Raw genomic sequence first — 14,153 nt, 5'->3', positions numbered from 1 at the left:
GTTCGCCGTCACGCCAAGGTGACGTCCAACCGGGAAAATCCACGGAGGACCCGCGAGTTCAACCTCTCTTGCGAGCCCGCGAGCCGCATGTTCGGGTATCGCTGGAACAGTTGGCGCAATGCCAGCGAGACTTCCCTCGATGACATGGAAGCGCCGATGCAGTAGTGAGGTCCGGCGCCGAACGCCAGGTGCTGATGCGCGTTGGGCCGGCCAGGCAGGAACCGGTCCGGCTCAGCGAACACCTGCGGATCACGGTTCGCACCCGCCAGCAGTACGATGATGGGCGTGCGCGCGGCCACCAGCTGCCCCGCGAGTTCCGCGTCCCTCTTCGCCACGCGCACCGTGTACTGCACGGGCGAGTCGTAACGCAGAGACTCCTCGACGACGGACGGCAAGTGATCCGGTGGGGATAGTGACCCGCCAGCGGACAGCACTCTGAACAACGAATTGCCGATCAGGTTGACCGTGGTCGCGAAACCGCCCAGCAGCAACATCTCGCAGGTCGCGACGACGTCCCGTTCGCTCAGTTCAGCCGGGCAGCGGCGGACCAGCTCGTCAATCAGGGTTCGCTCTGCCGTCGGACCGGAGCCGATGCGCTGCCGGAAATAGGCGGTCATCTGCGCGACGGCCGCGTCGGATCGCCGGCGGTCGCGGCTGGAGCGAGGACCGTCCAGCAAGCGGGCAAACAACTTTGCCCACGCCGCGAACCGGTGAGCGTCTTCGACCGGTAGTCCCAGGAGATGACAGATCGTCCACAGCGGTACGACCTCGGCAAAGTGAGGGATCAAGTCGACAGTGCCGCTGGTGGGCATCCTGTCCAAACAGTACTCAACCACAGCCTCCAGGAGCTCATCGACGTCGCGGCTACCCCTTGGTGTGAACCGGGGGCGACCAGAGCACGTAACGACGTGTGCCTCGGCGGATCCATGCGCAGGAACGCGTCGTCCAGCGGGTGGATCAGCGAATCGTCCGTGGTCGCCCGCTGCCTCGGCGCACCCGTTGGTACGACTCCAAAGTCGGCGCTGGTCAGCACATGCCGCGCAACCGGGTGGGAGGCTGTGAAGCGAAGACCGCTTCGGCTGGACGCCAGCCCGCCCGCTTCTCGGATCATTTTGTAGTAGAGGTTTCCGTCACTGCCTGGCGACATCCGAAGCACCCTGGCACAGGGGTCCCCACGCAGCGCGTCGAAGACCAGCGTGGCGCGCTTCTTGCTCGCGACCAACCGTCTGCCTACCGTACGGTTCCAGTGCATCGGCCGGCTGTCAGCCCTTCGCATTGGCCCGGTAGGGCGACCAGTAGAACTGCCGGTAGAAGTTCTCTGCCAGCGTCACCCAGGTCTCCAGTTGTTCACGGCTGGCGAGGAAGCGGTGCATGTTGACCAGCAACCACGTCCACACCGCCTGGCTGTCCCGGCAGTTGGCACAGTCTCCTGAGGTGCAGCAGAACTGGACGGTGTGATCCGAGCGGTAGGTGTTGAACCCGCGCAGCACAGGGTGTCCGTCCACCACCCTATCGGCGTGCGCGGGGTGGTCGACACTAATGCTGGGACAGGTCTCGCCGCCGAACTCCCCCCAATGCGATCGGCCGGTCACGAGGGTTTCGAAGTAGTACGGGTGACCGATCACGGTCTCCGGGTACTTCAGGTGCAATCGGGTCATCTCCGCGATGGCACGCTGGTCGTCGGCGATCCTGCTGGAGGGGTCGGTACCGTAGTCACTGTAATAGCCGAAGTTGAGCTGGTTCCCGTTGTCGGCGATGGCTTTGACGGTCTCCTCCAGGTAGGGCATACCGGGCTCGCTGACGGTGAAGATCCACACGACACGCGGATCGTCGCGGTACGCGGCGAGGCCCAGCTCGAACAGGCCGCCGATACGGCTGCCATTCGGCCGATGTCCGCGCAACTCGTCGTCCACGGGACCACCGCCCCACAGCGACACGGCCACGTTGATGTGCTCCAGCCCATCCCGGGGAACCGGCCGCGTTCCGTTCGTCACCACTGTGACGTAGGGCATCACCTCGGCGTACGCACGGATGCGGTCAGGCACCAGCGCCGGCTCCCCTCCCAGCAGCAACGTGTGCGTGACACCGGACCCGCGCAGCTGCTGCGCGAAGTCACGGATGACGTCCAGGCTGCGCACTTCGGTGCCCTGCGAGTGAAGGTCGTGTCCGAAAAACCAACATCCCTGGCAGCGCAGGTTGCAAGCGTCGGTGATGAATACTTCCGAGGTGCGCACGCTGCGCGAGAACTCAGTGAGGCGGGCCAGTCGGGCCTGCAGTGCCGGGTCGTCGGCAACGAGTTCGATTGCACGCTCCGAAACGGCTTGTTTGCTGGGCCTGATCTCCACTTGGACAGGATTTCCCACTGTGCTCCCTGCGGGTTGGAGCCGCAGCCAGGATCGCTGGACAACGGCTCGTTGTGATATTCGACCGGCCCGAATCGGTCGAAGCCCGGGACCATCCACGGACCGTCGGAGCCCGGACTCAAGATGGCGAGTGCCACCAGGCTCTAGACGACTCGACGCCTTCCGCCAAACAGTTTTACAGAATTACGTCGATCAGGCAACATGTTTCCTTACGTTTCCTTGGGTGAGCCGTCCGATCTTCCCGCGCGGGGCACCCTGCTCATTCGTCCAGCTCGATGGCGCCCGCAGGGCAGAGCACCGCGGCCTCGCGGGTAGCGCCGTGTTGGTCGGCCGACGGGTTCTGTCGCAGTACGGCGACCCCGTCCTCTTCCCGCTGGTCGAACACATCCGGCGCCGCGAGCACACACTGGCCAGCGGCTATGCAGCTGTCCTGGTCAATCGTCACGTCCATTCGAATTCTCCTCAACGATCCCAGGTGACGGGCAGCGCCGTCACGCCGTACACGAGGGTGTTGTCCTTGAACCTGATCTCCTCGAACGGCACCGCCAGTCGCAACGTCGGGATCCGCGCATAGAGCCGGGTATAGACCTCCTGCAGCTCCACCCGCGCCAGTTGTTGCCCAAGGCACTGATGCGCACCGAAGCCGAAAGCCAGGTGAGCCGACGCGTTCCTGGACAGGTCGACCTCATCAGGGTCCGCGAACGCAGTCTCGTCGCGGTTGCCGGACGAGATCGCGGCGACAAGGTACTCGCCCGCTTTGATGGTCAGGTCGCCGATCGGGAGGTCGTCCATCACGTGCCGGAACAGACCGAACTGCACGATGGTCAGATACCGCAGCATCTCCTCGACTGCCGACGGCGCGAGCTCGGGGTTCTCACGCAAGGCCTCCAGCTGGTCTGGATTCCGAAGCAGGACGAGCGTGCTGAGCGTGATCATGTTCGCGGTCGTCTCGTGGCCGGCGATCAGCAGCGTGAGCCCGATCGACACCAGCGCGGGCACGGTCAACGGGGCGCCCTGCTCCTCGGCCCGGGTGATCAGCCGGGACAGCAGGTCGTCCTCGCGCTTCTCGATCTTGGCCATCGCCAGCGAGGCCATGTACTGCTGGAGTTCGTCGTTTGCCCGCGCCACCTCGTCTTCCGGTCGGTCGATCGCGACGAGTGCCGCGCTGCGCGCCTGGAACTCGGCGCGGTCGGCGTACGGGACGCCGAGCAGTTCGCAGATCACCAACGACGGGATGGGCAGTGCGAACGCGGTCAGCAGGTCGACCGGTCCCTCGGTGGCGAGCATCGCGTCGATGTGTTCCTCGATCAACTGCTGGATCCGCGGCCTCAGAGCCTGGATCCGCCTCACGGTGAACTCGCTGGTGACCAGACGGCGCACGTCGGAGTGCCGTTCACCGTCGCTCTGCAGGATCGATCCGTCTTCGATCTCACGCTCGAGATCAGCGCCCGGTACGACGTGGGCCGACGGCGCGGACCGCGAACTCAGCCGCGGGTCGGTGAGCACCTTCCGGACGTCGTCGTACCGGCTGAAAACCCAGGCATCGACGCCGGCCGGCGTGGATACCCTCGTCGGCCCAGGAGCCTGCCGGAGCGCGGTGTAACCGCCGGCGGGATCGAACGGACACTCACTCCGACGAACGACTGGAAACTCTGTCATCGACAAGATCCTCACTTCGAAGTTGCCCGCGATCAGGAGAGCGGGTGAATCGGTTGAGATCGCTGACGGGTCGCCGCGCTCACGCTGATCAGCCTCCGCGGCCGTCAAGCTCCGGACGCGCAGTCCCTGCTGCACGTCCGGAGTTCTCTGAGCGGTTTCAGAACCTCATGGCTGATCCGCCGGTCAGCTCGCCGGGCCGATCAGCTTCCACGGCTCGTGGTCGGGGTCCGTTCCGGTGCCCGGGATATGCCCCTGAGTGGACCACTTGGCTTTCCAGACATTGCCGTTGTACTTCACGGTGACGTCCTCAACCGGTTGCTTTGCCGGGTCGTAGGTCATGCTCGAGACCCATGTCGGCGCAGAGCAGCCGCCCGCTGGTGGCGACGCTGGCGTGGACCCGCGGTTGTTCTCTGTCCGCAGCCCGAACCGGCTGGTGCCGACTGAGAGCGTGGTGTTCACCGGTCCGGTGGCCGGGAGGTAGTAGATGATCGGGATGTCCAGACTTTTCCCGCGGGGAATGATCTGGCAGTAGTCGAGCTTGACTCCGACCCGATGGAAGTCGCCACTCAACCCACCCCCGGCGTTCGGGCCGGTGTGGCCTGGTCTCACCTGCCACTTGCCACCCTGGCCGCTGGTCTTCCACTCGCCGTCCTTGATCAAGGGCGGCGTGGAGGTGGGCAGGTCGAAGTTGAAGGCTACGTCCTTGCCACCACCGATTGTGACGTCTGTGTTGTTGGTGATCCGCACCTTGGGCTGCATCGGCCAGAGGTCTGTGGACTTGGATCCGTAGTCCACCAGGTCAGCCGTGACGTCGACCGCGCCCGACGTTACCGTCACCGTACTGCCGGAGCTGCGGCTCGCGCCGTACGCACCCGCGCCGGCCAGCTGGTCGTGGAGTTTGGTGGTCATCGTGTAGCCCAGGCCGCAGTGATCCTCTTCGGTCACCGCCTCCGGACATTGGTAGTCGCCACCCAGCTCCCACATCATCACGCCACCGGCGCCTTGATCGATCGCATAGCTCGTGACCGCGTCCAGGCCCTGCTCGTCCATCGTTGACAAGAACACCTTCTTGCTGTCGTTCCACAACCAGGATGTCTTCGTGACGGCGTCCCAGGCTCGTGCGTACTGTCCGGTGAGGCGGTCGGACGTGTCGGTTTCCGGAGTCAGTCCCACGCTCTTCGCGTAGACGGGCATGAGGTTGAACTGCAGGTTCTTCGCGTGCCACATCGGGTTGGTACCGGAGCTCATCTCCGCGCCGTTACCCGTCTCGTCGTGCCAGATGTTGTCGATGCCGACGGCCCCGTTCCCGCACGGCCGGACGATACCGGTACCGGGTTGGCAGTCGGTCCCCGGAGCGCTGCCCCACAAGCCGTGGTCGCCACCGGTGACATCCTTCCAGCCGCGCGTGTAGTAGGGGACACCGATGTTGATCCGCCCCGCCTGCATGGCGCCGCGGAGGTAGTGGAACGCCCAGTCGGTGTTGAAGTAGCCGATGCCGTCGTACTCGGGAGTCTCGTAGAGGTCCTTCAGTTCCACATCGCCGCCGTCGTCGTACAGCGTGGCGTTGGGGCCGACCACGTCGTTCCAACTGCCGTGGAAGTCGTACGCCATCAGGTTGGTGAAATCCTGATACTGCAGCGCCTTCTGGTTCGCCATGCCCCGGACCAGGTACCCGGACGCCGATGACGCCGACGTCAGCAGGTAGTAGCTGCCGTCGTTGGCGGCGGCGCGGTCCAGCTTCTCGCGCAGAGTCTTCATCAGCGCCGCGTAGCTGTCCGGCAGCCCTGGTCGCCGGGATCGCGCCGCGTCCCAGTCGTTCAGGTTGCCGGTCTGGTCCAGCATGGTCGGATACTCGAAGTCGATATCAACCCCGTCGAAACCGTACGTGCGCAGGAAGTCCACCGCAGAGTCGGCAAAGGTGTTGATCCCACCCTGGTTGACGGTGCCATCGGCGTTGGTGGTCATGGCGTAGAAGCCTTGGGACTCGGCCCAGCCGCCGACCGAGATCATCGTCCGCACCCTCGGATGCTGCCTCTTGTACTTGGTCAGCAGATTGAAGTGTCCCTGGTACGGCAGGCGAGGGTCCATTTCGGCGCCGGGGTTGCCGGGCCAGGTCATGCCGATCGCCGGGTTGTCAGGTCCGGGAGCACCCACCGATATCCGGTTGGCCGCGACTTTGGCGAACGCGTAGTTGATGTGCGTCACCTTCGACCACGGGATGTTCTTGACCAGGTAGTACGGCGTCCCGTCGGCGCCGGTGCGGGCGCCGTTGAAGTAGCCGACCACGCGCCGGGAGCGGCCTGCGCCGAGCCACTCGCGCCCTTCCGAATCGTAGACGTCGCAGTATGGGGTGGCCACTCCTCCGGTCGCCGGCATCCCGTCCGGGCGGCAGGTGTGGTGGATACCGGTCGGCGGCTTGGTACCGCCGTCGTCGCCACCTGGGTGCGCCTCCATGGGGTCGCCGACCCCGCCGTTGACCGCGCTCGGCGGGTCTGGCGGAGTGATGCCGTTGTAGGCGTTCCAGGTGTAGTCGAGGTCTGCGGAGGTGGGCTTGCCCGGCCAGTTGAAGTAGTTGTGGACCAACTCAGCCGGGTTGGTCGCGAGGTAGCCCTGCCCCGGGAGGTCGTTGGCGTCGTCCCAGGCCCAGCCCGGGTTGGCTGCGTCGGTGTGGCACTCGCCATCGGCCGGCCCGACCACCCCGCCTTCGCCGCAGATGGCACCGTTGGGGTTGCCGCCGTCATCACCGGCAAAGTTTTTCGGCGTGGCGAAAAGAGTCGTGAGATCGCGGTTCTCCCACATCCCACCGGGGGCGAAGACGTCGGTCGGGGCGTACTGCACGTCCCTATCATTAGGCCCCTCAGGCACCTCGGCGGTAGAGCCAGGGTTGTAGAGGACACCGTCGCCGTTGTCGTACTGGTCTCCGAGGTCGGGGGACGGCTGCCGGATCGCGCCCATGGCGAACGCCGCGTGGGAACCTGCCTGCTGACCTGTCCACGGGCGCTCATGCCCGTCGCCGTATGGACTTGCCTTCATGGCGATTCTGCCGTCGCCGTCCTCGTCGCCACTGGAGAAGTCGCTGCCGTCGGGCAGCCAGGAGTAGAAGTCCTTGTGAGAGACCGTGATCACGGCCTTGAGCGTGCCGTGCTCGGAGCCGTCGTTGGCCACGACGAGCAGAGCTCCTTCGGCGTCGTTCTCGTGCTCGCTCAGGTCCTCCTGAAAGTCCTCGAGCGAACCGTCCGCCCAATCGCGTGGGTGGAAGTACGTGTACAGCAGGTACGAAAAGCTCGGCGTCTGCACCACCGAGTAGTACACGTGAGCGGCCAGCGGTCGTTCGCTCGTGTTCTCCCAGTTGTTGCGACCATTGAGATCGCCGTCGAAGTCGAACGCGGCCAGGTAGTCCGACTTGCCGTCCAGTGAGGTCTCGCCGCTGGTATCGACGTCCTGGAAATGCACCGGCGCCCACCACTGGGCGAGCTCGGCACGCTCGGTCGAGGTGGACGGAGCCGCTGTAGGCGCCGCGGCGGCAGGGGCAACCTCGACGGCCCCTGACACGGCGAGCAGAGCGAGGACGAGGACGGCGATCAGAGATCTTGGAAGTAGCTGCACACGATGGCGAAATGTCGCCATTATTCCTCCGTTTACTCGACGGGGCGGGACGATCGCCAGGAGCATGCGCGAGACGCACGCCACCTGTTGTGAGCGGTTGTCGATACCAATCCCCGCGAGCGGGGGCGGAGCCGCTCACCATCGATTATCCGGCCGGGGTGATGCCCGGAGGGACCCACAGTGGGTCTACGCAACCCCCACATTGCCACTGCAAAGCGGACGAACCGATTCGTTACTGCCGGCCTCCCACACCGGCCATTCACACGCCTCCTCGGGCTCACCGTGTTGTGTCGTTCAGCTTCGAGCGCTTCGGTACCCGCTGCTCGTCATAGTTGCCGACAGCAAGGATGACGCCTCGCGGTCAGCTACGATTGGAGCTCTACATCGCGAGGCACGACAATGGGGGCGATCACGCAGCATGGGTACCGTGAACGTACTGTCGGGAGCACAACTTGCCGACGGCAACGTCGTCGATGTGCTGGTGGACGGCGAATATGTACGCGGGGTCGGCCCGGCGGGCTCGCTGCGTGACCACCCTGGCGAGCACACTGACCTGCGGGGTTTCCTCCTGGTCGAAGCTACCGTTGAACCCCACGCTCACCTCGACAAGACCAGGACCTGGGACGACGTCGGCTGTACCAGTGGCGAACTGACCGACGCGGTGGCGGCTTGGCACCACTGGTCGGCGAATCGTCATCAGGAAGATGTGAGGCGGCGAGCCGACCTGACGCTGACGGAGATGCTCGCCAATGGCACAACGGTGGTACGCACCCATGTGGACGTATTACCCGGCCCTGATCCACTGGTGGCGGTGCGGGCGCTGCTCGCGCTGCGCGATGACTGGCGAGATCGGCTCGATCTGCAGATCGTGCCGCTGCTGTTCGACTGGACACCGGATGAGATCGCGTTGGAGGCAGTTTCCGCGGGGGTCGATCTCATTGGCGGATGTCCCCATCTGGCCGCTGATCCCGCGCAGGAGACACACCGGTTGGTGATGCTGGCCGAACGGTGTGAGTTGGGGCTCGACCTTCATGTGGACGAGTCGCTGGATCCGACGGTAAGGACCCTCGCGGTGCTTGCCAACCTCGTCACCGAGCGGGGGTTCCCACATCCGGTCACGGCAGGTCACTGCGTCAGTCTGGGCCAGTTGCCGCCCGAGGATCTGCGGGCAACGATCGAGGTGGTAGCCGACGCAGGTATCCAGGTGGTCGCTTTGCCGCAGACGAACCTCTATCTGCAAGGCAGAGGACTGCCCAACCCGCAGCCGCGAGGACTCACTGCGGTTTCGGCTCTCGCGGCGGCCGGCGTCACCGTGGCGGGTGGTGGTGACAACATTGCCGATCCATTCAACCCGATGGGCCGCGCCGACGCGCTGGAAACCGCGTCGTTGCTCGTCACCGCGGCGCATCTGCCCGTGCCGATGGCGTTCGAGGCTGTCAGCCGCAGCGCGCGGCGCGTCGTCGATGATGGCCCGGCCGGCCCCGAAGCCGGCCGCCGCGCGGACCTGCTCGCGATTCGCGCGGCCACTCTCGCCGACGCGGTCGGCCGGGCACCGGTTGAACGCATCGTCTGGCGAGCAGGCCGGGAGGTGGCCAGAACGACTGTTCTGCGCCAGGTTGCCGAACAGTGAACCTCACGGCGCCTCGGCCAGCCTGCGCAGATAGAAGCGCAACCACTGCGGTCCGAACGGAAGATAGACCCGAGTGGACACACCGTCGGCGATAAGGCCCGCAACGTCCTCGCCACGCACGCCGAAGGACACTTCGCAGTCCAACTGTCCGCACTCTGCGAACACTGCCTCGCGCAATGCGCCGTCATGGGTGGCCAGTGCCACCACGCCACCTGCATCGTGGATCGAGCAGGCGAGCCGGTGGAACGCGCGGTCCACCGCGGGTCCGGGCGCGAGCGCGATGTTCTCACGCTCTGGAAAGGCTCCCTTGACCAGCCTGATCGGGATACCCGCGGCGATCAGGTCCTGGATATCCCCGGGGCTGCGTCGCAGGTTGGCTTGCACGGTGGCCATCACCGGTACGCCCTCCGACGCGAGGGCACGTACCGCCGTCAGCACCTCGCCGGCCAACGGGGCCTCCTCGGCACCGACCTGTATTCGCCCACCGGCACCGACATAGTCGGCCAGCCTCATGGCGGCCCGTACGCTGTCGTGGCGGGACCGGCGCAACCCGAGATGGGACAGATCGACAGATATCCACGGGTCTGGCGAGATATCGGTAGAGGCTTTCGCAAGAGCAATGTAGCCGTCGAGTGTCCTGCGTACCTCGACCTCATCACGCGCCGAGGTTCCGAACAGGTCGAAGCTCACGTGCGCACCTGCCTTGTGGAGCACCTCCGCAGTTCCCAGCACCTCGGCGAGATCCCGTCCACCTACCTGCCGCCGAGCGCGTTGCCACAGGCTCCGTTCCAGCGGTGGGATCGTTCCCGCAAGAGCGGTAAGGCCTGCGACCAGGAAATCGCTGGTGAGCAGGGCGGGCGGGAGCTTCATCGGTTGGCCGCAGCGAACAGCCGGTCGCGCAGATTCGCGTCGGTCTCCAGCGCGCCACGCAGGTGGTCTGTCGCGATTGATGCTCCCGCCGCACCTACTCCGCGCAGGGTCATGCAGGCGTGCGTGGCTTTGAGCAGGCAGGCCGCCCCCTGCACGTCCAGGGACGAAGTCAGCGCATCGACGACCTGTTCGCCGATGCGTTCCTGCATCTGAGGACGGGCCGCGTATTCCTGTACGACACGAGCCAGCTTCGAGATGCCAACGATCGGCGCTCCCGAAGTGGGTAGGTAGGCGACTGTTGCGTGACCTGTGAAGGGCAACAAGTGGTGCTCGCACACCGAGGTGAACGGCACGGACGTCGCGGTGATCAGCGTCGGTCGGCCGACAGCAGGAAAGGTGACTTGCAGGTGTCGCCGGGGGTCCACAGTGCTGCCTGACGTCAACTCTCTCAGCGCCTGGACGAAGCGGGCGGGCGTCTCCTTGGTGGACTCGTCCGTGCATTCCATCCCGAGCTCGCCGAGCAGCACCCTGGCTGCGGCCAGACCCCGGTTCTCATCGCCGTTCCACTGCGTTGCCACGTCGAGCGGCGTCAAATCTACTGTGTTCATTGGGTGGCTTGTCCTTCTTCTCAGCGCGTCCAGGACGCGGCATTCACACTTGTCTCCTCGACGCGTACCGCGGTGATCCGCGCGCCGGGCGCGGACTCCATCCCGGCGAGCACCTCGGCACCTACCCGTCCGAGCAGGACTGCCACTGACTCGACGGTCGGCCAGGCGAGATCGGCGGCATGTTTCTCCGCCGGCACAGCGTTCGCCGCACCGAACCGGTAGAGCCGGGAGCCTTGTGCCTGCAGGGCCGGCACCAGCGGATCGTCGGCCCCGAGCATGGTGCCGTGGTCGAGATAGGTGTCGATCCACTGACGGATTCCGCGTTTGAAGGCACCGAATTCGATCACGATGTGCTCGGGCATCGCGGGCGCGGACACGGTGACTTCGGTCCACCACGAGTGGCCATGCAAGTTCTGGCACTTACCGCCCAATTGGGGCAGGCGGTGGGCTGTCTCGAAGTTGTGACGAATGGTCACGGCGTGGGTCACGGCATCGGCCAATCAGCGACGGCTCCGCCTTCACCGTCGACCGCCACCTGCACAGAAGACACCGCCAGCCCCGAGCTGATGAGGTGATCACCGAGCTGGTGGGCGAGCGCCTCGCACGACGCATTGCCGCATTCCCGCTCGCCTGCACCCCACCACTTCCGGACATCCTCGGCCAGAGCGAAGAACTCGACATCCCGGTCGGCGTGCCCCACTCGCACGAACACCCGCACGTCGAACACGTGGCGGTGCCGATCGGCGAGGAAGGCGAGCCGGGCAGGCGCCTCCGGCCAGCGATGGAATCCGGGCAGGCGCTCATGCACCCAGATCTGGGTGTCCGGCGTCTCGCTTGGCTCAGGCATGCGAACTCTCTCCTCGCGCAATCTGCTGTCTGGATCAGTAACCGTGATCGACACGGCTCCGGGTTCTGGACGTTCGAGAGGACGGCCGCAACTCGGCGGGGGCGAGCCGTTTCGGCTCGGCCACTGCCCTGCCGTCGGGTCAAACCTTTCCCCGGTGACCACTGGCTTGTTGTCAGCTCTCGAAACCGACATTAGGACCCGGATCGAGGAGGCCACAGCCACAGTGACTCCACGCTTGGCCCACGGTCGTCCGGCACGAGAAGGTCCGGCGAAGGTCGGCTGAATCAGGTCGAGGGACAGAATCGTTGCGCGATCTCGGCCAGATCAGTGAATCCAAGCGCACGACCGGCCGCCCACTCCTGAGCAAATGCTTCCTCGCTCAGGAGTGCACGGACCTTGGCCAGGCCGCTCTCCGCCGCTTCACGTGTCGCGGGGATGTGCACAGCGTCGTCGTACCGGCAAAAGGAGGCGGCGGCGCCGAGCAGACGGGCGGCCAACCGCAGGTCGTCGCGACGCACAAACGCCGCCGCGAAGGCTGGCAGGAGGTGACCCAAGCTGAGCGTGATCCGGTGCCGCGCCGCCTGAAGCAACGCTTCAGATAGCAGCGCGACGACCTCGTCATCGCGCTTTCCCGGTGCGACCAGATCGATTGCTGTGGCCAGTCCCCCCAATGCCCCGGTGATCTCGAACGGCGCACCGATCGCACGAGCTGAGGCGACCGCCTGGGTGTACAGCACTTCGGCCTCGGCCGGACGCCCGCCGATGAGTGCCGCGCGGCCACCGACGGTCGAAACGTAGGTGTTGATCCAGTTGTCGGCCATCCCGCTCGCGTGCCGGGCCGCCTCCTGATGGAAATGCTCCGCAGCCTCGAGATCCAGCGCCGAGACGGCGATGCTCGCCGCCTGGAAGCACGCCTGGGCGGCGAGCCTGGAATCGCCGATCTCATGCGCGATGTCGACGGCCTCTGCGATCGCTGTACGGGTCGCTGCGAGGGCGGACTGGCCTGCGCCGAACCTCAAGGCCGTTTCCGCGAAGAGCCACTGAGCGCGGGATGCCTTGGTCATGGGCAGTTCGCCGAGCCCCTCCGTCCATCGCAGGCCTTCGGAAGAATGTCCGCGAATGAGCAGGTACAGCGCGACCGAATACAACAACTGGGCCGCGTCATCGCCTCGACGCCGGTCGATCAGCCAGATGAGCACGGCCCTGATCGTGCCGGTCTCGGCGTCCAGTATCGTCAGCGATTCCGCCTGCTCCGGACCGTAGAGATCAACATCTCGCCGGCAACCGTCTACGAAGGACTGCACCAGACGCGCCATCGTCACGTCCCGGTCCACGGGACTCAGGTATGTCCCTACGTGATGACGAATCGGAACGAGCAGACGGTAGTACTCCGCTCCGCCCACACTGCCCATCCGCGATACCAGCGAATGGTCGAGCACCTGGCCGAAGGCGTTCAACGCCTCGCGGGGCTCTCCTCCGTCGATGTCCAGAACCCTTTGAATGGGGAAGGGTCCGGGGATCAGCGACAAGCGCGATACCAGTTCCTGCGATCTCCGCCCCAGCAGTCGGTAGCTCCAGGCAACGGTAGCCACCATCGAACGCTGTCGACGAGGTAGATCCCGCGGCCCCGGCAACGCCCCGGTGTCCAGATTCTCGGCGAAAGGCGCCATGCCCATCGTCCCGACGACTGACGCCGCCAGCTCGAGGGCAAGCGGCAACCCATCAGCCTGCCGGCACAGCTCAGCGACTGCGTAATCGTCGGTGTCGGCGAGCGACGAACTGCCCGATCGAGCCCGCTCACGGAACAGCCGGATCGCATCCGCAGCCGATAGCGGCGCGACCCTCACCACGAACTCGGATCGGATGCGCAGGGCGGTCCTACTAGTGACGAGGATCGCCAGGTCCGGGCACAACGAGAGCAGCGTGGCAAGGTCTGAGGCACAGCCGGCGACCTGCTCCACGTTGTCCAGCACCAGCAAGATCCGCCGGCCGCTCAACAGAGGCGCGAGAGAAGCCGCGGTGCCGTCGGTCTCCTGCTCGGGGACACCCAAGATGGCCGAGACCGTGACGAGGACCTCGTCGACTTCGACGACGTCGGCGAGGTCGACGAAGAACACGCCCGCAGAAAACTCGTCGCGGGCCAAGTCAGCGGCGACGAGTGCGAGAGTCGTCTTACCGACTCCCCCGGGTCCGGTCAGGGTGACCATCGAACCGCGAGTCGCCAGCAGCCGTTGACGGACGGACACAACGTCCGTCTCCCGGCCGATCACGACGGCTGGCGGAGCCGGAAGGTCGCCTGACTCAGCCAGGGGCGCCGGGGCCGGCCCGGTCGCCGGCCCGGAAACGGCGGACCGGTCGGGAACAGACGAGGCAAGTTCGGCCAATCCGGCCTCGTCGAGTTCGAGTGCCCGCGCGAGAGCGCGGACGGTATTGGGATACGGGTACCGCCGGGTCCCCTGCTCCAGCGCCGCTACCGCTTTCAACGTCAGCCCAGCACGCGCAGCGAGTTCACGCTGAGTCAGCGACAGGCCACGTCTCCGCCGAACCAGGAGGTCCGCGAACGACGCCAC

Annotated in this window: 11 protein-coding genes; 1 reads left to right on the top strand and 10 read right to left on the bottom strand. The window is 65.7% G+C overall.

Annotation, left to right across the window (positions count from 1 at the left end; genetic code table 11):
- Positions 1–8: 8 nt before the first annotated feature.
- The 5 genes from HDA39_RS41460 to HDA39_RS41440 form a co-directional block, all read right to left on the bottom strand.
- Entirely contained in the window at positions 9–812 is an 804-nt protein-coding gene (locus tag HDA39_RS41460) for a cytochrome P450 (RefSeq protein ID WP_184805201.1), read from the bottom strand.
- Between the two features lie 450 nt (positions 813–1,262).
- A complete protein-coding gene (locus HDA39_RS41455; RefSeq protein ID WP_202893291.1) occupies positions 1,263–2,345 on the bottom strand; it encodes a radical SAM protein in 1,083 nt (360 codons plus the stop codon).
- Between the two features lie 277 nt (positions 2,346–2,622).
- Positions 2,623–2,814, bottom strand: a complete 192-nt coding sequence (locus HDA39_RS41450; protein ID WP_184805195.1) for a ferredoxin — start codon at positions 2,812–2,814, stop codon at positions 2,623–2,625.
- Between the two features lie 11 nt (positions 2,815–2,825).
- A complete protein-coding gene (locus HDA39_RS41445; RefSeq protein WP_184805193.1) occupies positions 2,826–4,022 on the bottom strand; it encodes a cytochrome P450 in 1,197 nt (398 codons plus the stop codon).
- Positions 4,023–4,205: 183 nt separating this feature from the next.
- A complete protein-coding gene (locus HDA39_RS41440) occupies positions 4,206–7,649 on the bottom strand; it encodes a glycosyl hydrolase family 18 protein (RefSeq protein ID WP_202893290.1) in 3,444 nt (1,147 codons plus the stop codon).
- A 406-nt stretch (positions 7,650–8,055) separates the two neighbouring features.
- On the opposite strand from HDA39_RS41440, the gene HDA39_RS41435 reads away from it, so the two are divergent.
- Complete coding sequence (locus tag HDA39_RS41435; protein ID WP_184805190.1) at positions 8,056–9,258, top strand: amidohydrolase family protein; 1,203 nt, start codon at positions 8,056–8,058, stop codon at positions 9,256–9,258.
- 3 nt (positions 9,259–9,261) lie between these two features.
- On the opposite strand, the gene HDA39_RS41430 is transcribed toward HDA39_RS41435, so the two are convergent.
- From HDA39_RS41430 to HDA39_RS41410, 5 genes are all read right to left on the bottom strand, one after another.
- Positions 9,262–10,128, bottom strand: coding sequence for a proline dehydrogenase family protein (locus HDA39_RS41430; protein WP_238356290.1), 867 nt, complete (start codon positions 10,126–10,128; stop codon positions 9,262–9,264).
- Positions 10,125–10,736 carry a GTP cyclohydrolase I gene (folE, locus tag HDA39_RS41425; RefSeq protein WP_184805184.1) on the bottom strand — a complete coding sequence of 204 codons (612 nt, stop codon included), beginning with the start codon at positions 10,734–10,736 and terminating at the stop codon, positions 10,125–10,127. Before folE ends, HDA39_RS41430 begins: the two co-directional genes overlap by 4 nt.
- A gap of 20 nt (positions 10,737–10,756) precedes the next feature.
- Positions 10,757–11,236 carry a 6-pyruvoyl trahydropterin synthase family protein gene (locus HDA39_RS41420; protein WP_202893289.1) on the bottom strand — a complete coding sequence of 160 codons (480 nt, stop codon included), beginning with the start codon at positions 11,234–11,236 and terminating at the stop codon, positions 10,757–10,759.
- Positions 11,221–11,637 carry a hypothetical protein gene (locus HDA39_RS41415; RefSeq protein WP_184805181.1) on the bottom strand — a complete coding sequence of 139 codons (417 nt, stop codon included), beginning with the start codon at positions 11,635–11,637 and terminating at the stop codon, positions 11,221–11,223. The genes HDA39_RS41420 and HDA39_RS41415 overlap by 16 nt, the downstream gene beginning before the upstream one ends.
- A gap of 230 nt (positions 11,638–11,867) precedes the next feature.
- Positions 11,868–14,153 carry an NB-ARC domain-containing protein gene (locus HDA39_RS41410; RefSeq protein ID WP_184805178.1) on the bottom strand — a complete coding sequence of 762 codons (2,286 nt, stop codon included), beginning with the start codon at positions 14,151–14,153 and terminating at the stop codon, positions 11,868–11,870.

The organism is Kribbella italica, from assembly GCF_014205135.1.
Taxonomy (GTDB): domain Bacteria; phylum Actinomycetota; class Actinomycetes; order Propionibacteriales; family Kribbellaceae; genus Kribbella; species Kribbella italica.
The sequence above is the reverse complement of the archived record's forward strand: the minus strand, read 5'-3'. Positions and strand labels throughout refer to the sequence as shown.